This window comes from Pauljensenia sp. 20925_1_27, from assembly GCF_041432835.1.
Taxonomy (GTDB): Bacteria; Actinomycetota; Actinomycetes; order Actinomycetales; family Actinomycetaceae; genus Pauljensenia.
Genome location: NZ_JAPWAH010000003.1, coordinates 71,873 through 92,345 on the forward strand (window position 1 = coordinate 71,873; position 20,473 = coordinate 92,345).

Sequence of the window (20,473 nt, forward strand, 5' to 3'; positions counted from 1 at the left end):
TCCTGAACTCGGTCATTTTCCGATGCGCGAAGGTCCCGCCACAGGTGGATTCATGGGAATGATCACGTCGCCCCGGCGCGGATCCTCCTCGTTTCAACAGTGATTGGGCGGTAAACTCTTATTTATGCGTCGAGCTAAGATTGTCTGCACTATTGGACCTGCTACTGATTCTCCTGAGCAGCTCCAGGCGCTGGTGGACGCCGGCATGGATGTCGCGCGTATCAACCGGTCGCATGGAAAGGCTGAGGAACACGAGGCCGTCATCGAGCGCGTGAGGAAGGCGTCTGCGACGTCCGGTCGCGCGGTCGCTGTCCTGGTTGACCTCCAAGGCCCCAAGATCCGCCTGGAAACCTTCCAGGATGGCCCCCAGGAACTCAAGATCGGTGACACCTTCACCATCACCACCCGTGATGTTCCCGGCACCAAGGAACTCGTCGGGACGACCTTCAAGGGGCTGCCCGGCGACTGTGCTCCCGGTGACCGCCTGCTGATCGACGACGGCAACGTCGCGGTCCGCGTCATCGAGGTGACGGATACTGATGTCGTGACCCGCGTCGAGGTTCCCGGTATGGTCTCGGACCACAAGGGCCTGAACCTTCCCGGCGTTGCTGTGTCCGTCCCCGCACTGTCCGAAAAGGACAAGGAAGACCTGCGTTGGGGCATCGAGCAGGATGCCGACTTCATCGCGCTGTCCTTCGTGCGTTCTGCGCAGGACATCAAGGATGTCCACGAGATCATGGACGAGATGGGCAAGCGCATCCCGGTCATCGCCAAGATCGAGAAGCCTCAGGCTGTTGAGGCGCTGGAAGAGATCGTCGAGGCCTTCGACGGCATCATGGTCGCCCGCGGTGACCTCGGCGTTGAGATGCCCCTGGAAGCCGTGCCGCTGGTCCAGAAGCGCGCGATTGAGCTTGCCCGTATTGCTGCCAAGCCGGTTATCGTCGCGACGCAGGTCATGGATTCCATGATCAAGAACCCGCGCCCCACGCGCGCCGAGGCGTCCGACTGTGCGAACGCCATTCTCGATGGTGCCGATGCGGTCATGCTGTCCGGTGAGACCTCGGTCGGCGCTTTCCCGATCGAGACTGTCCGTACGATGGCCGCGATCATCGAGTCGACGGAAGAAAACGGTGGTGAGCGCATCGCCTCCATCCCCGGTTTCTACGCCGATCGTGCGGGCGTTATCTGCGAAGCTGCGGCTCGTATCGCCGAGCATCTGGATGCCCGTTACCTCGTGACCTTCAGCCAGTCCGGCACCTCGGCTCGCCTGCTGTCGCGTATGCGCCGTCCGATCCCGATGCTGGCGTTCACCCCGCTCGAATCGACACGTCGTCGTCTGGCCCTGTCGTGGGGTATCCAGACGTACCGTGTTCCCGAGGTGCAGCACACGGACGACATGGTCTGGCAGCTCGATCAGGTCGTGCAGTCCTCGCACCTGGCGGACATCGGTGATCAGCTTGTCATCGTCGCCGGTATGCCGCCGGGCATCGCTGGCTCCTCGAACATGCTGCGTATCCACGAAGTCGGAGATGAAGCTGACTATGCGATTGGCGGTCTTCGCCACGCGTGAGATGCGGCAGTAGTGGGGGGCGCTGGCGATGAGCCAGCGCCCCCCACTGTTTTTGTTTCGTCACGTGGACAAAACGGAATTCGTGGAATAAAGTACTCGGATACGCGTTGAGACACGTGGACGCCGCACCAATGACGGCGCGGCACATGCAGCAAAGTGCTGCTAGGCGTGCTCAGAAATGCCTGTGCGATCAAAGCATGTTTTCTGGGGCGCCCGAAGAGAAGAAGATGGAGGAAGAAAAATGAATACGAACATCCGGACCGTGTCGGTCCACGACACTCTGTTTGGCCGTGTGGCCAACAACCTGGAGGTCGGCCAGCTCTCGCGCGCCGTTGAGCCCTGGTTCGCTGACTTCCACGATTCGAGGGTCAAGCAGGCTATCGCCGACCTTGACGAGCCGGCCCGCAGGGGCGCGGCTGCCGAGTACCTCGGTCTCGAGCTGAGCGTCGTGGCCTGAGCAGCAAAAGGGGCCGACAAGCAACGCTTGTCGGCCCCTTTTCATCTGCAGTTTTGAGGTATCAATTGCGGTGCGCACGTCGCATATGCGCTGAAATGCCGGTACCATTAGGAGCACGTACTCCACTGGCGGTACCCCGAGTGGGATTCGAACCCACAACAAGCCGGGTTTGAGCCGACCGCCTCTGCCAGTTGGGCTATCGGGGCTTCGCGTGTGCGAGACCCACAATAGAGCAGCTGAGCAAACCGATCAAACTGAGGAATATGACAATGAGTGAAGAGCAGGCTGAACCGCGTCGCGTCCTCGTCGCAGAAGACGAGGGGTTGATCCGTCTCGATATCGTTGAGACGCTCACCCAGGCGGGGTTCGAGGTCGTCGGCGAAGCTGCCGACGGTGAGGAAGCTGTCGAGCTGGCACTCGAGCTCGAACCCGATCTATGCGTGATGGATGTCAAGATGCCGAAGATGGATGGCATCACCGCTGCGGAGAAGATCCTGCAGGAGCTGTCGTGCGCCGTTGTGATGCTCACCGCGTTCTCGCAGACGGAGCTCGTTGAGCGCGCACGCGACGCCGGTGCGATGGCCTACGTCGTCAAGCCGTTCAGCCCTGCCGACCTGATCCCTGCAGTCGAGATCGCACTGTCGCGTCACGCTGAGATCGAGTCGCTTGAAGACCAGATCGCCGATCTGTCCGATCGTTTCGAGACCCGCAAGCGCGTGGACCGCGCCAAGGGACTGCTCATGAAGAACATGGGAATGAGCGAGCCTGAAGCCTTCCGCTGGATCCAGAAGACGTCGATGGATCGCCGTCTGTCGATGCGTGAGGTCGCTGACGCGGTCATCAACCAGGTCGACGACTGAGAATCACGTACACGAATGGGGAGGGTCACTCGGCCCTCCCCATTACTGTTTCTTGTCGGTCAGTCGTGGCTCGCGCGCACGAGGATCCGGTTGGTGACGCGCGCAACTGAGATGAGGCGGTCGGCCTCGTCCCTGATCTCCACAGTGTGGACGGTGGACGAGCGTCCGAGGTGGACCGCCGTCGCGGTCGCTGTGATGATCCCTTCACGTCCGGCGCTGATGTGCGATGCGTTGAGCTCCGTGCCCACTGCGTAGGCTTGCTTGCCTGGGTTTGTCTCGCGCGCATGAATCTGGGCGGCGAAGGACGCCGCCGTTTCGGCGAGTGCAGCGGAGGCACCCCCGTGCAGAATGCCAGCGCTCTGGCGGTTTCCGTCAATCGGCATGGAAATAACGGTACGCACAGCACTGTGCTCGATGACCTCCATACCCGTTGCTTCCATGAGGGTCCCAGGCCAGTGGGCGCCGACCCAGCCGCCGCGGGCGAGCGGATCAGGTGAGGAAGACTGCGTGTGTTTCATCTGGTGATCGTGTGTCATGGCATCTAGGGTGGCATGTGTGAGTGACACTGTGCTGATTATTGATGGCCATTCGATGGCGTTTCGCGCCTTCTATGCGCTCCCGCCAGATAACTTCGTGACGGCCACAGGCCAGCACACAAACGCGGTTTACGGCTTCGTTTCAATGCTGACGCGCTTGTTGGAGACCGAGCAGCCGACGCATATCGCTGTCGCATTCGATGTGTCGAGGCACTCATTCCGCACGGAGGAGTACCCCGAGTACAAGGGCACCCGTGACGCGACGCCCGAAGAATTTAAGGGGCAGGTGGAGCTCATCCGCGAGGTGCTTGACGCGATGGGTATCGTGTCTCTGTCCCGTGAGGGTTTTGAGGCCGACGATATCCTCGCGACTCTTGCGTATCGCGCAGGTCACGAGGGATCGACTGTTCTGGTGGTGTCCGGCGATCGTGACTCGTTTCAGACGGTGACCGACAACGTGACGGTGCTCTACCCCGGTACGGGGCCAGGTGACCTGCGTCGTATGACTCCGCAGGCGGTGGAAGACAAGTACGGCGTTCCGCCGCACCGTTACCCCGAGATTGCCGCAATCGTTGGTGAGACCTCGGATAATCTGCCCGGCGTCCCGGGTGTAGGGCCGAAGACCGCCGCGCAGTGGATCAACAAGTTCGACGGTCTCGACAACCTGCTGGCGCGTGCCGATGAGATTGGCGGAAAGCGCGGCGCTGCACTGCGTGAACACATGGACGATGTGGCGCGCAATCGTCGGCTCAATCGTCTGCTCACCGACATGGACCTTGAGGTCTCGCTCAGTGATCTGGCACGTCGCCCCACGGACGTCGCCGCCATCGACCGTCTCTTCGACTCTCTCGAGTTCGGGCGACTGCGTACGAAGGTCCGTGAGGTTGCCGGTATCGGCATGGGGGAGGGGGCCATCGACGAGACTCCCGAGCCCGCCGCCGACGTTGACATCGAGGTGATGGTTGCCGATGCCGCGTGCGATATCGCGCAATGGGTGGGCACTCGCTCCAGCCTCGCCCTTCTCGTTGAAGGCGATTCACGCCCCGTGCGTGGAGACGTCACCCGCGTTGTTCTGGCGTCCGAGAACGACGCACTCGTCATCGATCCCGTCGAACTCAGCCCCGCGCAGGAGCAAGCGCTCGGCGACGTTCTTGCCACGGCCTCGTCCCTGATCGTGCACGACGCCAAGGGGATGCGCCATGCGCTCGCTTCACGCGGCTGGACTCTCGGTACCGTCGGCTGCGACACGATGCTCGCCGCCTACCTCGCGCACCCCGACCAGCGTTCCCACAAGCTTGAGGACGTTCTCTCGCGTGTCCTCGGCGTCGTGATCGACGTGGAGGAGGGTGATTCGGATGCTCTCTTCGGCCTGGATGACCTGGGCGCCGGTCCCGGCGCTGGCGCAGTGCGCGCCGGGAAACTAGCCGCCCACCTGCACCCGCTTGCCCGGGCGCTGCGCGCCCAACTGGAAGAAAGCGCCGAGACGTCCCTCCTCACCGACATGGAGATGCCGCTGTCGATCCTTCTGGGCCAGATGGAGACCATCGGCATCGCCGCGGACACTGACGTTCTCGACGGTCTGTCCGCAGAACTCGGCAAGGCGGTCGATGCCGCGCGTGAGGGGGCGTGGGCCGCAGCGGGACGCGAAGTCAACCTCTCCAGCCCCAAGCAGCTCCAGGAGCTGCTCTTCGACCACTTTGGCCTGCCCAAGACGAAGAAGACGAAGACCGGGTACACGACGAACGCTGAGGCGCTGGCTGACCTGTACGCCAAGACGGCGGATGCCGGGGGAGCGGGGCATGACTTCCTCGGTTTCCTGCTGACTCACCGCGACCGCATCAAGCTCAAGCAGATGGTGGACTCCCTGTCCGCCACCGTCGCCTCGGACGGGCGCATCCACACGACGTTCTCTCAGGTCGCAGCTGCCACGGGGCGTCTGGCCTCCTCCGACCCGAACCTGCAGAACATCCCCGCTCGCAGCGCCGACGGTATGCGTATCCGCGGCGCCTTCGTTGCGGGTGAAGGTTTCGAGTCACTGATGAGCGCGGACTACTCGCAGATCGAAATGCGCCTGATGGCGCACCTGTCCGGAGATGAGGCGCTCATCGAGGCCTTCAACTCCGGCGAGGACCTGCATCGGACCATGGCGTCCATGGTCTTCGGAACCCCGGTTTGCGAGGTCACCGGCGAGGAACGCTCGCGTATCAAGGCCACCTCCTACGGCCTGGCCTACGGTCTTTCCTCCTACGGCCTCGCCGCCCAGCTAGGCATTCCCGTGCCCGAGGCTGCAGCCCTGCGCGATCGCTACTTCGAACGCTTCGGCAAGGTCCGCGACTACCTTGAGGGCCTTGTCGCCCAGGCGCGCGCGGATGGCTACACCCAGACCATGTTCGGGCGGCACCGCTACCTGCCCGATCTCCGCTCCTCGAACCGCCAGCGTCGAGAAATGGCTGAACGTGCCGCCCTCAACGCGCCGATCCAGGGCAGTGCCGCGGACATCGTGAAGATCGCGATGATGAACGTGGCGGACGCGCTGTCCGAGGTCGGGCTTGCCTCCCGACTCCTCGTGCAGATCCACGACGAACTGCTCCTCGAAGTTGCTCCCGGAGAGGCTGCGGCCGTCGAGGCGCTTGTCCGTGAGAAGATGGCGACTCCCGTCGAACTTTCCGTCCCGCTTGACGTCGCTGTCGGAATCGGCGCGTCCTGGCAGCTCGCAGCCCACTGAAACCTGTGACGACGCGACGCACGCCACGGAAAGTGTCGCCAAATTCGTCACATTTGCGCGCTCAAGGCTGCTAGACTAGACCCCAGTGTCTGGGGACAGGTGCATCCGCATCGGGCTTCAGGCGCTGGAACTGTCCATCTACTATCCAGTCCGTTTCGGAGAAACTACTACATGACCACCAATACGCCGCAGGTCGCCATCAACGACATTGGTTCGGAAGCAGACCTGATCGCAGCCATCGACGAGACCATCAAGTACTTCAACGATGGTGACATCGTCGAGGGCACTGTCGTCAAGGTCGACCATGACGAGGTCCTCCTCGACATCGGCTACAAGACCGAGGGTGTCATCCTCTCTCGTGAGCTGTCCATCAAGCACGACGTCAACCCCGACGACGTTGTCGCCGTGGGCGACCACATCGAGGCGCTCGTCCTCCAGAAGGAAGACAAGGAAGGTCGCCTCCTCCTGTCGAAGAAGCGCGCGCAGTACGAGCGTGCATGGGGCCAGATCGAGAAGATCAAGGAAGAGGACGGCGTCGTTACCGGTACCGTCATCGAGGTCGTCAAGGGCGGCCTGATCCTCGACATCGGCCTGCGCGGCTTCCTGCCCGCCTCCCTCGTCGAGATGCGTCGCGTCCGCGACCTCGCCCCCTACATCGGTCGCGAGATCGAAGCGAAGATCATCGAGCTCGACAAGAACCGCAACAACGTGGTCCTGTCCCGCCGCGCATGGCTCGAGCAGACCCAGTCCGAGGTCCGCACGAACTTCCTGCACACCCTGCAGAAGGGCCAGGTGCGCACCGGCGTCGTCTCCTCCATCGTCAACTTCGGCGCGTTCGTCGATCTCGGTGGTGTCGACGGCCTGGTTCACGTCTCCGAGCTGTCCTGGAAGCACATCGACCACCCGTCCGAGGTCGTCGAGGTCGGCCAGGAAGTCACCGTCGAGGTTCTCGACGTCGACATGGATCGCGAGCGCGTCTCCCTCTCGCTCAAGGCCACCCAGGAAGATCCGTGGCAGGCATTCGCCCGCACCCACGCCATCGGCCAGGTTGTGCCCGGCAAGGTCACCAAGCTCGTCCCCTTCGGCGCGTTCGTCCGCGTCGAGGACGGCATCGAGGGCCTCGTCCACATCTCCGAGCTGGCTCAGCGTCACGTCGAGCTGCCGGACCAGGTCGTCAAGGTCGGTGAAGAGGTCTTCGTCAAGGTCATCGACATCGACCTCGAGCGTCGCCGCATCTCCCTGTCCCTCAAGCAGGCCAACGAGGGCGTGGACCCGAACTCCGAAGAGTTCGATCCCTCGCTCTACGGCATGGCCGCCGAGTACGACGAGAACGGCAACTACAAGTACCCCGAGGGCTTCGATCCGGAGACCCAGGAGTGGATGGAAGGCTTCGACGCTCAGCGCGAGGCTTGGGAAGCCCAGTACGCCGAGGCTCAGGCCCGCTGGGAGGCCCACAAGGCTCAGGTCCGCAAGGCCCTCGAAGAGGACGCCGAAGCGGCTCCCTCCATCGAGGAGCAGGCCTCCTACTCGACCCCTGTCGACAACGAGGGCACCCTTGCTTCCGACGAGGCCCTGGCCGCGCTGCGTGAGAAGCTGACGAACAACTGAACCAGTCTTTGTGACTGAGCTTTGGCCCGTCAGTTCACGTCAGTGAACGCATGAGTGGTGGTCCCCAGGTTTTCCTGGGGGCCACCACTTTTTCTGGTTGCCGCTCAGCTAGATCTCCGGCCGCCGCGAGGCCTGCCCGCCCGCGAGACTTGGCAACCGAGCTTGCGCTCGGTGCCTCGTCTCGAAGCCCGGCCAGGCCCCGCAGGCCTCGTGATGACGGGTTACTCAACAATGTCGCACGTAATTCCCTTGCGGGTGTTTCAAATATTGAAGTCGCATCGTTGGGATTGCAACGTTTTTAGCGGATCTCGAAAACTGACCGTTGGAAATTATGTGCGACTTTTGTTCTGGCTTACGTCGTGGCGTCGCAGCACAGACAACGAGACCCCGCACAGCAACGATGCTGTGCGGGGTCGGTCGCTGACGATGATTAGGTGGCCGAGCGCTTCATTACTGCCACATCGATGCACGCGCCGACCAACGCCGCGACGACGGTGGGTAGGATCCAGCCGAGCTGGTTCGCCTGAAGTGGGCTCCACATGAGAAGAGAGTTAATTCCCTCTGTTGCAACACCGATATGTGCCAGCGTTGTCGCCGCAGACCATGCCGCAGCCATCCACGCGCCCAGGCGGAACGTCCACAGCGCCGGCGTTGCGAGTCGAAGCGGATGGGTGATGATCGTGATGAACACGACCGTGATCGCGACAGGGTAGAGGAACGTGATGATCGGAACCGCGATCGCGAGTACGGAGCTGAGCCCCGCAGATGACAACACGAAGGAGATGATCGTAAAGACGATCATCCACGTACGGTAGGAAATCTGCGGGGCAAGCCGGTGGAAGAACTCCGAGGTTGCTGCGATGAGGCCGACAGCCGTTGTCATGCAGGCCGTGAGAACGATCAGACCGAAGACAATCTGCCCGGGCCAGCCCATTGTCATCTGGGCAGCATCAGCGAGCAGGGTTGCGCCGTCGCTGTAGCTTTGAGCATTCGGGATCACGTGGCCGATGAGGCCTAACCCCACGTAGACGACGCCGAGCAGCGAACCGGCAATAATCGCCGCCGTCGAGGTGCGGCGTACGACCTTCGCGCCGATGCCGCCCCCAGTATGACCGAGCGACGTGACGACGATGATGCCGAAGGCCAGGGCCGCAATTGAGTCCATCGTCATGTAGCCCTCGAGGAGACCAGCGGCGAGGGGAGTTGCCGCGTACTCGCCGGTTGGCGCGTCGTGAGAGGTCGGCAGGGATGCCAGGCAGAGGAACACGAGGAGAACTAGCAGCCCGAGCAGGATGGGGGTGAGTACCTTGCCGAGCGCGTCGATGATATGGCCGGGATTCCAACACAGGTAGAAGGCGATGGCAAAGAAAATGAAGCTGAAGATGATCGATGCGGTGAGAGACTTTGTCCCGATAATGGGGGCGACAGCTGTCGAGAAGGACACAGCACCCGTGCGCGGCAGCGCGTAGAAGGCACCGATCGAGAGATACACCATCACAGAGAAAACGAGCCCGAAGGGCTTGCCGGCGCGGCTCACAAGGTCACGGATATCGGTGCCCGACAGGGCAATAGTGATGATCGAAATGACGGGGAGAGCGACGCCGCCGATGAGGAAACCAATCATCGCGGGGGTCAAGTTGGTGCCGGCCGACGCGCCCATGATCGGCGGGAAAATAAGGTTACCGGCACCAAAGAACATCGAGAAGAGCGTCAAGGACGTCGCGATGAGGACCGCGACGCCCGAACGCTCAGTGGAATCATCATTGACTGTCTGCGTCACTGCTACTCACTTGATAATGTGCGTTCTCTAACAGCACCAATTCTTGCATGAGGGCGTGTATACGCAACCGCAGGCGGGATAGTCTGGGAGTCGTGAACACGACTCTTCGCGCTGGGGCTTGTACGGCCACGCTTATTCGTCCACTTGATGGCCCCCGCGCCCAGGGGCCGCGTCGCATCATTGCGGTCAGTGGGGGTATCGGCAGTGGCAAGTCGTCGGTGACGCGCGTTTTTGCATCCAAGGGGGCTGTCATCGCCGACGCGGATGCTATTGCGAGACAGATCCTCCAGCCCGGTGAGCCCGTGCTTGCCGAGGTTGCGCGGGAGTTCGGTAACGACCTCATCCGGCAGGATGGCACTCTGGATCGGTCGCTCCTCGCCTCGCGCGTGTTCGGGGGTGAAGGGGCGGAGGAACGCGTCGCACGGCTCAACGCTATGACGCACCCCGTCATCGAAGCGCGCGCGTGGTCGATCCTGCGTGAGGCCCCGGCAGGTGCGCTAGCGGTCTACGATATTCCTCTCCTCGTCGAGGGGGACCGCGCCGATCGCTTCGACGCTGTTGTTATCGTGGATGCGCCCATCGAGCAGCGTATTGAGCGCCTGGAAGCCAGGGGAGTGGCATCTGAGGACGCGCGCTCCCGCATCCGCGCCCAGGCCTCGTCGCAGGAGCGCCGAGCCGTCGCCTCCATCTGGATCGACAATGAGGGCAGCGCTGCGGAGCTCGAGGAGGTCGCAGGCCTCGTCTATGAGCGTTGGCTCACCCCGGACGTACCCATTGTTGATTGACGAGGCCGGGGCACTCCATGCTCATCGCGAACCCGTGTGCTTTGTGCGGGCACCCCGCTGACCTGGGCGGTAGCGTAGGAGGGTGAACGAAACCCCCGTCATCCGCCAAGACAAGCCTTTCGAGGTCATCTCTCCCTACACGCCATCAGGCGATCAGCCTAAAGCAATCCGTGAGCTGGCGGCACGCATCCGTGACGGCGAGCAGGACGTGGTCCTCATGGGTGCGACCGGCACGGGCAAGAGCGCGACCACCGCGTGGCTCATCGAAGAGCTGCAGCGTCCCGCGTTGGTGCTCGAGCCGAATAAGACGCTCGCCGCGCAGCTGGCAGCAGAATTCCGCGAACTGCTGCCCGGCAACGCCGTCGAATACTTCGTGTCCTACTACGACTACTACCAGCCCGAGGCCTACGTTCCCCAGACGGACACGTTCATCGAGAAGGACTCGTCGATCAATGACGAGGTCGAGCGACTGCGGCACAGCGCCACGAACTCGCTGCTGACGCGGCGCGACACGGTCGTCGTCTCCTCGGTGTCCTGCATCTACGGCCTCGGTACCCCCGAGGAGTACGTGGCGCGCATGATCGAACTTGAGCGCGGCATGATCATCGACCGCGACGCGCTGCTGCGGCGCTTCGTCGCGATGCAGTACGTGCGTAACGACATGGCGTTCACGCGTGGCACCTTCCGCGTGCGCGGCGACACGATCGAGATCATCCCGGTGTACGAGGAGCTCGCGATTCGCATCGAGATGTTCGGCGACGAGATCGATTCCCTCGCGGTGCTACACCCGCTCACCGGCGACGTGATCGACCAGGTTGACCACACCTACCTGTTCCCGGCCTCGCACTATGTGGCGGGCGAGGAGCGCATGAAGAAGGCGATCGCCTCGATCGAGGACGAGCTTGACGACCGCCTCGCGTGGTTCCGGGCGCAGAACAAGCTCCTCGAGGAGCAGCGCCTGCGCATGCGCACCACCTTCGACCTGGAGATGCTCAAGGAAATCGGATCGTGCTCGGGCGTGGAAAACTACTCTCGCCACATTGACGGGCGAGGCCCCGGCACACCCCCGCACACGCTGCTGGACTACTTCCCGGACGACTTCCTGCTCATCATCGACGAGTCCCACGTGACCGTCCCACAGATCGGCGCGATGTTCGAAGGCGACATGTCGCGCAAGCGCACCCTCGTCGACTACGGATTCCGCCTGCCCTCCGCGATGGACAACCGTCCCCTCAAGTGGGACGAGTTCACGCAGCGCATCGGCCAGACCGTCTACCTCTCCGCGACGCCGGGTCCCTACGAGCTCGAACGCTCGGACGGGGTGGTCGAGCAGATCATTCGTCCGACGGGCCTCGTCGATCCGCTCGTCGTCGTCAAACCCACCGAGGGACAGATCGATGATCTCCTCGAACAGGTGCGTCTGCGCGTCGAACGCGACGAGCGCGTCCTCGTCACCACCCTCACCAAGAAGATGGCCGAGGAACTCACGACCTACCTGGCCGAGCGTGGCGTCAAGGTCGAGTACCTGCACTCCGACGTCGACACGCTGCGCCGCGTCGAGCTGCTGCGCGAGCTGCGCCTGGGTACCTTCGACGTGCTCGTCGGCATCAACCTGCTGCGCGAGGGCCTGGACCTGCCCGAGGTCTCCCTCGTCTCCATCCTCGACGCCGACAAGGAAGGCTTCCTGCGCTCCACCCGCTCGCTCATCCAGACGATCGGCCGCGCCGCCCGAAACGTGTCCGGCGAGGTCCACATGTACGCCGACAACATGACGGACTCGATGAACGAGGCAATCTCCGAGACCATGCGTCGTCGCGAGATCCAGATCGCCTACAACAAGGAACACGGCATCGACCCCCAGCCGCTGCGCAAGAAGATCTCCGACGTCACCGACATGCTCGCCCGCGAGCAGGTCGACACACAGACGTTGCTCGAGGGCGGGTACCGTAAGGAAAAGAGCGCGCGGGAGCGCTCCGACGCCAGCGGTGGCGGCCGCACCGTTGCGTCGGGCCAGCGTGCCGAAGCCGAGTTGGCCGAACTCATCGAGGAGCTATCCGCCCAGATGATGACCGCCGCCCAGCACCTCCAATTCGAGGTCGCCGCCCGCCTGCGTGATGAGATCGAGGATCTCAAGAAGGAACTGCGCGCCATGAAGCGTGCCCACTGAGCGCGCTTTCCGACCGGGGTGGTCGGAGGTTGGAGGTGGCCACGGCATCGGCCCCTGGGGCAGTGGCCATCGTCAAGGCGACAGACGCCACTCGTCATGAATCACCGGACAGCGGCTGTGTCCGACTAGGATAGAGATGTAAGCGGAGGGGAGTACTCCCACCAACAGTGGCGTCGTCATCACGACGGCCCGCCCATGCGGCGCGGCCTCCGGCGTCACCGGCCAGTTTTTCTGGCGGGAAGAGACCTCCGGTACCCGACTCGTACCGGAGGCACCCGTATGCACGTGCACGCGCTCGCCTGGATTGTCCTGGCTGCCATCATCCTGACCATGATCGTTGTCGACATCGTCGGCCACGTCCGCACCCCGCACGAACCCACGCTTAAGGAAGCGACCTGGTGGTCGGTTGCGTACATCGCCATTGCCCTGATCTTTGGTGGTATTGTCTGGGCTTTGTGGGGGCCGGAATACGGCCAGGAGTACCTCGGCGGCTACATCACCGAGAAAGCGCTCAGTATTGACAACCTCTTCGTGTTCGTCATCATCCTCTCGAGCTTCCGGGTTCCCCGGAAGAACCAGCAGGAGGTCCTGCTGGCGGGCATCGTCATCGCCCTCGTGTTGCGGCTTCTTTTCATCCTGGCTGGCGCCGCGCTGATCGAAAACTTCTCGTGGGTCTTCTACCTCTTCGGCGCATGGCTGCTGTGGACGGCGGTGAGCCAGGTGCGTGAAGGGTCTGGCGATGATGACGACGATGAGTACCGTCCGCCGTCGATCGTGCGCTGGGTGTCGAAGATCGTGCCGGTTACCGATGGCTTCATTGGTTCGCGTATGCTCTACCGCCATGGGGGCCGCACCTACATCACGCCGATGCTCCTGTGCGTCATTGCGATCGGCACCGCGGACGTCATGTTCGCCGTCGACTCGATCCCCGCGATCTACTCGCTGACCTCCGAGGCATACCTGGTCTTCGCTGCCAATGCATTCTCGTTGCTTGGCCTGCGTCAGCTTTACTTCCTCATCGACGGCCTGCTGGATCGTATTGTGTTCCTGCATTATGGCCTCGCCGCTATTCTCGGCTTCATTGGTTTCAAGCTCATCAACCACGCGTTGCACACCAACGAGCTGCCCTTCATCAATGGCGGTCACGAGGTTTCCGTTATCCCTGAGCCATCGATTGCGTTCTCGCTCGGTTTTATCGTGGCGACGATTCTTCTCACGGTTATGGCTTCTCTCGTGGTTTCTCGAAAACGGCGTGCGGGAGAAGAACCTGCTGCAGGAGAGCGCTAAAATTTCCTGGTCGGATAGTTAAGAGGTACTCATGGTTGTTCACCCGTGGGCGTGGGGCATTCTCGCCCTCGTTGCCATCGGTTTGGTCGTGCTCGATTTCCTTGGGCATGCGCGTAACCCACACCCGCCCACGGCTGGCGAGGCCGCTCGCTGGACCCTGTTCTACGTTGGTTTGGCTGGTATCTTCGGTGTTGGAATTTGGTTGACCAACGGCTGGCTCTACGCCCAGGAGTTTTATGCGGGCTGGGCGATGGAGTGGTCGCTGTCGGTCGATAACCTGTTTGTGTTCATCCTGATCCTCAAGGCTTTCCGCGTTCCGCGTGAGAATCAGCAGAAGGCGTTGCTTTTCGGCATTGTGATCGCGCTGCTGCTGCGCCTCGTGTTTATCCTGCTGGGCGCAGCCCTCGTTGCGCGCTTCTCGTGGGTCTTCTTCCTCTTCGGACTGTGGCTCCTGTGGACGGCGTTTTCCCAGATCAAGGAGACCATTACCGGGGGGGAGGACGATGAGGAGTACGAGGAGAATGCGTTCATTCGTATCGTGCGTCGCGTCCTGCCCATCACGGATGGTTTTGTCGGCAACCGTATGCTGTATCGCCATGGTGGTCATACCTACCTGACCCCTCTGTTCGTGGTTGTTTTGGCGCTTGGTTCTGCGGATCTGATGTTTGCCTTCGACTCTATTCCTGCGATTTTTGGCATTACCTCGCAGGCTTTCCTCGTGTTCGCGTGCAACGTGTTCGCGCTGATGGGCCTGCGCCAGCTTTTCTTCCTCGTGGATGCGCTGCTGGGCAAGCTCGTGTATCTGGGCTACGGCCTCGGTGTGATCCTGAGCTTCATCGGTATCAAGCTGATTCTCGAGGCTTTGCATACCAACACGATCCCGTTTATCAACGGTGGCCGGGGATTCGAGTGGGCACCCGAGATCTCCGTGTCAGTGTCGCTGGGCGTCATCGTTGTTACCTTGGCGATCACAGTCGTTGCCTCGCTGGTGCGTACCGCCATGGACGAGGGGAGCGGCGGTGACCGTTGAGAACGTGAACATCGATGAGCGCGGCCTGAGCGCCGCTGAGGTGGCCGAGCGTGTTGCGCGCGGCGCTGTCAACCGCGTGAAGGACCGCACGTCTCGGTCGGTGGCGTCGATTATCCGTGAGAATGTGCTGACGCTGTTCAACGCGATCATCGTCGCAGCGTCGGTCATCGTTCTGCTCTTCGGAGACCTGCGCGACGGCATTTTCGGCGGCGTCATGATCATCAATGCCGTGATCGGTATCGTTTCCGAGCTGCGTGCGAAGCGCACCCTCGATTCCCTCGCTATCGTCGATGCTCCGCAGGCGACGGTTCTGCGCGACGGTACGCTCTCGGTGGTGCCCGCTCGGGACGTTGTCCTCGATGATGTCATCGATCTGACGCTCGGCGACCAGGTGAGCGTGGATGGAACCGTGCTCTCGTCGGCGGGCCTCGAGATCGACGAGTCGCTGTTGACCGGCGAGTCGCGCCCCGTCAAGAAAAAGCAGGGCGATCAGCTGCTGGCGGGTACGAGCGTCGTCGCGGGTTCGGGCAGGATGGTCGCCACGGCGGTGGGTGAGCGTGTCTACGCGCAGGGCTTGTCCGAGCAGGCACGCGCCTTCACGCGCACGGTCTCTGAAATTCAGATGTCGATCAACCGGGTTCTGCAGGTCGTCTCGGTGATGCTGCTCCCTATTGTGGTTTTGACGTTCTACTCGCAGAATCGCATCGCTGGCGGTCACGGGGGAGACTGGCGCGAGGCCCTCGTTCTCTCCGTTGCGTCCGTGATCGGCATGATCCCACAGGGACTCGTGTTGCTCACTTCCATGAACTTTGCGATTGGTTCGGCGACGCTGGCTCGTCGCGGCGTTCTTGTTCAAGAACTCCCGGCGGTCGAAGTACTTGCGCGCGTCGACTGCCTGTGCCTGGACAAGACGGGCACGCTCACCACCGGCGGTATCCGAGTGCGCGGCATTGATGTCATCTCGGGTGAGGAGGCCGTGGTGCTTCGCGCGCTTGCGAGTGCGGCGAGCGACCGCACCAATGCGACTGCGGAAGCCATCTGGGACTACCTGGACGAGTCGGCGCGTACCGGTGCGGCTGAGCGTATCGAGTGGTCGGTTCCCTTCTCCTCGGCGCGCAAGTGGAGCGCCTGGGGGAGCGCGAGTGAATCCTGGATCCTAGGTGCACCCGAGTTCGTCATCGACGAGGCATCGGCTGAGAACGCCGAACTGCTGGCAAAGGTGCGTGGTATTGCGCAGGAAGGGTCCCGTGTCGTCGCTCTCGTTCGCGCTGACGAGGCAGTGGTCGACGATGAGCTCCCCACGCATCGCACCGTGGCGGCGATCGTGGTGCTCGAGGAGGATCTGCGCCCGGACGCGGCTGAAACGCTCGAGTATTTCCGGTCGCAGGACGTGCATGTGCGTGTCATTTCCGGTGACAACCCGACGACGGTCGGCGCGTTGGCCACGCAGGCTGGCCTGACCGCGCCCGATGGGTCGCCCGCTCGCCTCATGGATGCGAGGGACCTGCCCGAGGACCTGACCTCCGAGGCCTTCATCGATGCGATCGAGAACCACGATGTGTTCGGACGCGTGACGCCTGAGCAGAAGCGTGCGATGGTCGGCGCTCTCCAGGCTCGCGATCACTGCGTCGCGATGACGGGCGATGGCGTGAACGACGCGCTCGCACTCAAGGACGCCGACCTCGGCATTGCGATGGGCAACGGCACGCAGGCCACGAAGGCGGTCGCGCAGATCGTCCTGGTCGACTCGAAGTTTTCGGTCCTGCCGGGCGTCTTGTCCGAGGGACGCAGGATCATCGCGAACATGGAGCGCGTGTCGTCGCTGTTCCTGGCGAAGACCACGTACGCGGCCGTGCTTGTCATCGTGACGGCGCTGGTCGGCTGGCGATACCCGTTCCTGCCACGCCAGTTCAGCTACATTGACTCCCTGACCATTGGTATTCCCGCGTTCTTCCTGGCCCTATGGCCGAACCCGCGTCGCTATGTGCCCGGGTTCTTGAAGCGTACGCTGTCGCTGGCGATGCCCACGGGCGTGATTCTTGCGGCGGCCGCCCTCACGGCCTTCGGCATCGTCGACGGCCCGCCGCAGTCGCGCGAGTCGACGGCCGCGATCCTCTCGCTCATGCTGGGTGCGATCTGGCTCCTCGTCATCACCTCGCGTCCGCTGTCGACCTGGAAGTGGGTCCTGCTGCTGAGCGTCATTTCGGCAACGGTGGGCGGAGTCTTCATCCCGCAGGTTCGTGGCTTCTTCTCGATGGTCGCACCCACCGGCGACGAGTGGCTCGTCATCGTGTGCGTCGGTGCCTGCGCCGCCCTGCTCATCGAGGTCGCGCAGCGTATCTTCTACGCGCGCCAATTCGCGCGTTCCTTGGAAGGCTAAGCCAGAGTCGATACGAGTCGAGGCCGGTGTCGGGTGATAGACCCGGCCCCGGCCTCGTTCGTATGAGGCGTCAGAACGCCCGGATCACGGGGTTCCACTCGCGGATGAGGCGCGCCTGGACGACCTCGGCGACGTAGAAGGGATCCTCGTTGAGGATGCGCTCAACGTCGGCCTCGCTCTCGGCGTTGATAAGGAGCAGTGCGCCGGGGATTTCGCCGACGAGGGGACCGGACGCGATGTTGATTCCCCGCTCGAGCAGGCCGGAAAGGAACGCGCGGTGCGTCGGACGAACCTCGTCCATGGTCTCGGTCATCGACGGGTTGTAGACGTATTCAACTGCATAGTAAGCCATACGCATAACACTAGCCCTGATCCCGGCATTTGCCTAGATGGCGGATAGTATCGAATGGTGCATGATAAGCTAATTATCCAGGGTGCTCGCGAACACAACCTCAAGGACGTCAGCCTTGAGCTGCCCCGCGACTCCATGATCGTCTTCACCGGCCTGTCCGGATCGGGTAAATCATCCCTCGCCTTCGATACGATTTTCGCCGAGGGACAGCGTCGCTACGTGGAGTCACTGTCCTCCTACGCGCGCCAGTTCCTTGGGCAGATGGACAAACCCGACGTGGATTTCATCGAAGGCCTGTCGCCCGCCGTGTCCATCGATCAGAAGTCGACGTCGCGCAACCCGCGCTCGACCGTCGGCACGATCACGGAGATCCACGACTACCTGCGCCTGCTCTACGCCCGAGCCGGCGTGGCACACTGCCCTGTGTGTGGCGCGCGGATTCAGGCGCAGACGCCGCAGCAGATCGTTGACCGCGTGCGCACCATGGAGGAAGGCACGCGCTTCCAGGTCCTCTCCCCAGTCGTGCGCGGTCGCAAGGGCGAGTACCAGGACCTCATCGACGAGCTGCGCTCCGAGGGCTACACCCGAGCGATCATCGACGGTGAGATGGTCCGCCTTGAGAACGCCCCCAAGCTGGAAAAGAAGCTCAAGCACACGATCGAGGTCGTCGTCGACCGTCTCGTCGTGCGCGAGGGCATGCGCCAGCGCCTCACGGATTCCGTCGAGACGGCGCTGCGCCTCTCGGATGGCCTCGTCATCATTGACTGCGTCGATCTCGATCCCGAGGACCCGGAGCGCCGCCGCCGCTTCTCCGAAAAGCGCGCGTGCCCCAACGACCACCCGCTGATGCTCGACGAGATCGAGCCGCGCACCTTCTCCTTCAACGCACCCTACGGTGCCTGCCCCGACTGCACGGGTCTCGGTTTCCGCCTCGAGGTCGATCCCGAACTGGTCGTTCCTGACGAGGAGCTCTCCCTCGCGGACGGCGCGGTCATCCCCTGGAACTCGAACTTCAAGTACCACAAGAAGCTCCTCGAGTCCCTCTCCAAGGAGCTGGGGTTTGCGATGGGTACCCCGTGGAAGTCCCTGCCCAAGAAGGTCAAGGACGCTGTCCTGTACGGCAAGGACTACGAGGTTACGGTGAAGTTCCGTAACCGCTGGGGGCGCGAGCGTTCCTACACGACGGGCTTCGAGGGTGCGGTCAACTATATCGAGCGCAAGCGCGAGGAGACCGAGTCGGCCGCCGTGTCCGAGAAGCTCGACTCCTACATGCGCGAGATTCCCTGCCCGACGTGCCACGGCGCGCGCCTCAAGCCCGAGGTTCTTGCCGTGCGCATCGGGGACAAGTCGATTGCCGAGCTCTCCGACTTGTCCATCTCGGAGGCACGTGAGTTCCTCGCGACCGTCGAGCTCGAGCAGCGTGCGCGCGCGATCGCGGCGCCAATCCTCACCGAGATCGAGGCACGCTTGGCCTTCCTCGTTGACGTGGGCCTGACCTACCTGACTCTTTCCCGAGGTGCTGGCACGCTGTCTGGCGGCGAGGCGCAGCGCATCCGCCTGGCGACGCAGATTGGCTCCGGCCTCGTTGGCGTCCTGTATGTCCTCGATGAACCGTCGATCGGCCTGCACCAGCGAGATAATCGCAAGCTCATCGCGACACTTGAACGCCTGCGCGATCTTGGCAACACGCTCATCGTCGTCGAACACGACGAGGAGACGATGGAGGCCGCTGACTGGATCGTTGACATCGGCCCCGGCGCTGGCGAGACCGGCGGTTGGGTCGTCCACTCGGGCCCTCTTGCCGAGCTCCTGAAGAACCGCAAGTCGCTCACCGGACAGTACCTGTCGGGCAAGCGTCGCATTCTCCTGCCGCCGACGCGACGCCCGATCGATAAGAAGCGCGTCGTGACGGTCAAGGGGGCGCGCGAAAACAATCTGAAGAACATCGACGTGTCCTTCCCACTCGGTGTTTTTACCGCCGTCACCGGTGTGTCCGGTTCCGGTAAGTCGACGCTCGTCAACGGCATTCTGTACCGCACGCTGGCCTCGCGTCTGAACGGCGCGCGCATGGTTCCGGGTCGTCATCGCACGATCACGGGCATCGAGCAGCTCGACAAGGTCGTGCACGTTGACCAGAGCCCGATCGGGCGGACGCCGCGCTCGAACCCTGCGACGTACACGGGCGTGTGGGACCAGATCCGCAAGCTTTTTGCCGAAACGCAGGAAGCGAAGGTGCGCGGCTACGGCCCGGGACGCTTCTCCTTCAACGTTAAAGGCGGTCGCTGCGAGTCCTGTAAGGGCGACGGCACGCTCAAGATCGAGATGAACTTCCTGCCTGACGTGTACGTGCCCTGCGAGGTCTGCCACGGCGCTCGCTACAACCGCGAGACCCTGGAGGTCGAGTACAAGGGCAAGACCGTCGCCGATGTGCTCGACATGCCGATCGCGGAGGCTGCGCAGTTCTTCGCGCCGATCTCGCGCATTGCCCGCCACCTCAACACGCTCGTCGAGGTGGGCCTGGGCTACGTGCGCCTCGGCCAGAGCGCCACAACCCTGTCGGGTGGTGAGGCCCAGCGCGTGAAGCTCGCCTCCGAACTGCAGCGACGCTCGACCGGCCGCACGGTCTACGTGCTCGACGAGCCCACGACGGGCCTGCACTCCGAGGACATCCGTAAACTCCTCCTGGTGCTGCAATCCCTGGCCGACAAGGGCAACACCGTCATCGTTATTGAGCACAACCTGGATGTCATCAAGAGCGCCGACTGGATCATCGACATGGGTCCTGAGGGCGGCGCAGGCGGCGGCACGGTCATCGCGCAGGGCACGCCCGAAGAGGTCGCACAGGTGAAGGAATCCTTCACCGGCCAGTACCTCGCCGAGGTCCTTGCGAAGGAGGCCGCGCGCGACGCCGCGAGCTCGCGCAAGTAATGGTTAGT

General features: G+C 62.9%; 14 protein-coding genes and 1 tRNA gene. 11 read left to right on the forward strand and 4 right to left on the reverse strand.

Annotation, left to right across the window (positions count from 1 at the left end; all coding sequences use genetic code 11):
- The first annotated feature begins 124 nt into the window (after positions 1 to 124).
- Complete coding sequence (pyk, locus tag O3684_RS03080; RefSeq protein WP_500065039.1) at positions 125 to 1,570, forward strand: pyruvate kinase; 1,446 nt, start codon at positions 125 to 127, stop codon at positions 1,568 to 1,570.
- Between the two features lie 241 nt (positions 1,571 to 1,811).
- Positions 1,812 to 2,027, forward strand: a complete 216-nt coding sequence (locus O3684_RS03085) for a hypothetical protein (RefSeq protein WP_016461722.1) — start codon at positions 1,812 to 1,814, stop codon at positions 2,025 to 2,027.
- A gap of 132 nt (positions 2,028 to 2,159) precedes the next feature.
- On the opposite strand, the gene O3684_RS03090 is transcribed toward O3684_RS03085, so the two are convergent.
- Positions 2,160 to 2,233, reverse strand: a tRNA-Leu gene (locus O3684_RS03090).
- Positions 2,234 to 2,296: 63 nt separating this feature from the next.
- On the opposite strand from O3684_RS03090, the gene O3684_RS03095 reads away from it, so the two are divergent.
- Positions 2,297 to 2,887 (forward strand): ANTAR domain-containing response regulator, encoded by a 591-nt coding sequence (locus O3684_RS03095; RefSeq protein ID WP_007588074.1) that lies wholly within the window; start codon positions 2,297 to 2,299, stop codon positions 2,885 to 2,887.
- Between the two features lie 59 nt (positions 2,888 to 2,946).
- Here the strand turns inward: O3684_RS03095 and O3684_RS03100 are convergent, their stop codons facing one another.
- On the reverse strand, positions 2,947 to 3,423 hold the full coding sequence (locus O3684_RS03100) for a hotdog fold thioesterase (protein WP_500062345.1): 477 nt from the start codon (positions 3,421 to 3,423) through the stop codon (positions 2,947 to 2,949).
- Here O3684_RS03100 and polA point away from each other — a divergent pair.
- Positions 3,422 to 6,148 carry a DNA polymerase I gene (gene polA / locus O3684_RS03105; RefSeq protein WP_500065040.1) on the forward strand — a complete coding sequence of 909 codons (2,727 nt, stop codon included), beginning with the start codon at positions 3,422 to 3,424 and terminating at the stop codon, positions 6,146 to 6,148. The genes O3684_RS03100 and polA overlap by 2 nt on opposite strands.
- Positions 6,149 to 6,319: 171 nt before the next feature.
- On the forward strand, positions 6,320 to 7,756 hold the full coding sequence (gene rpsA, locus O3684_RS03110; RefSeq protein ID WP_500062343.1) for a 30S ribosomal protein S1: 1,437 nt from the start codon (positions 6,320 to 6,322) through the stop codon (positions 7,754 to 7,756).
- 430 nt (positions 7,757 to 8,186) lie between these two features.
- Here rpsA and brnQ read toward each other — a convergent pair whose 3' ends face one another.
- The gene (gene brnQ, locus O3684_RS03115) at positions 8,187 to 9,536 is read right to left on the reverse strand and encodes a branched-chain amino acid transport system II carrier protein (RefSeq protein ID WP_500065041.1); all 1,350 of its coding nucleotides are present in this window, start codon (positions 9,534 to 9,536) and stop codon (positions 8,187 to 8,189) included.
- A gap of 92 nt (positions 9,537 to 9,628) precedes the next feature.
- On the opposite strand from brnQ, the gene coaE reads away from it, so the two are divergent.
- The 5 genes from coaE (at position 9,629) to O3684_RS03140 (ending at position 17,185) form a co-directional block, all read left to right on the forward strand.
- Positions 9,629 to 10,321: a dephospho-CoA kinase gene (coaE, locus tag O3684_RS03120; protein ID WP_500065042.1), complete on the forward strand. Its 693-nt coding sequence runs from the start codon at positions 9,629 to 9,631 to the stop codon at positions 10,319 to 10,321.
- Between the two features lie 82 nt (positions 10,322 to 10,403).
- Positions 10,404 to 12,488 (forward strand): excinuclease ABC subunit UvrB, encoded by a 2,085-nt coding sequence (gene uvrB, locus O3684_RS03125; RefSeq protein ID WP_500065043.1) that lies wholly within the window; start codon positions 10,404 to 10,406, stop codon positions 12,486 to 12,488.
- Between the two features lie 279 nt (positions 12,489 to 12,767).
- Complete coding sequence (locus O3684_RS03130; RefSeq protein WP_500065044.1) at positions 12,768 to 13,775, forward strand: TerC family protein; 1,008 nt, start codon at positions 12,768 to 12,770, stop codon at positions 13,773 to 13,775.
- Positions 13,776 to 13,806: 31 nt separating this feature from the next.
- Positions 13,807 to 14,805 (forward strand): TerC/Alx family metal homeostasis membrane protein, encoded by a 999-nt coding sequence (locus O3684_RS03135; RefSeq protein WP_500065045.1) that lies wholly within the window; start codon positions 13,807 to 13,809, stop codon positions 14,803 to 14,805.
- Positions 14,795 to 17,185, forward strand: a complete 2,391-nt coding sequence (locus tag O3684_RS03140; protein WP_500065046.1) for a cation-translocating P-type ATPase — start codon at positions 14,795 to 14,797, stop codon at positions 17,183 to 17,185. The genes O3684_RS03135 and O3684_RS03140 overlap by 11 nt, the downstream gene beginning before the upstream one ends.
- Before the next feature lie 70 nt (positions 17,186 to 17,255).
- On the opposite strand, the gene O3684_RS03145 is transcribed toward O3684_RS03140, so the two are convergent.
- Positions 17,256 to 17,537, reverse strand: a complete 282-nt coding sequence (locus O3684_RS03145; protein WP_500065047.1) for a YciI family protein — start codon at positions 17,535 to 17,537, stop codon at positions 17,256 to 17,258.
- Positions 17,538 to 17,594: 57 nt separating this feature from the next.
- Here O3684_RS03145 and uvrA point away from each other — a divergent pair, with 57 nt between their 5' ends.
- A complete protein-coding gene (uvrA, locus tag O3684_RS03150; protein WP_500065049.1) occupies positions 17,595 to 20,465 on the forward strand; it encodes an excinuclease ABC subunit UvrA in 2,871 nt (956 codons plus the stop codon).
- Positions 20,466 to 20,473: the final 8 nt, after the last annotated feature.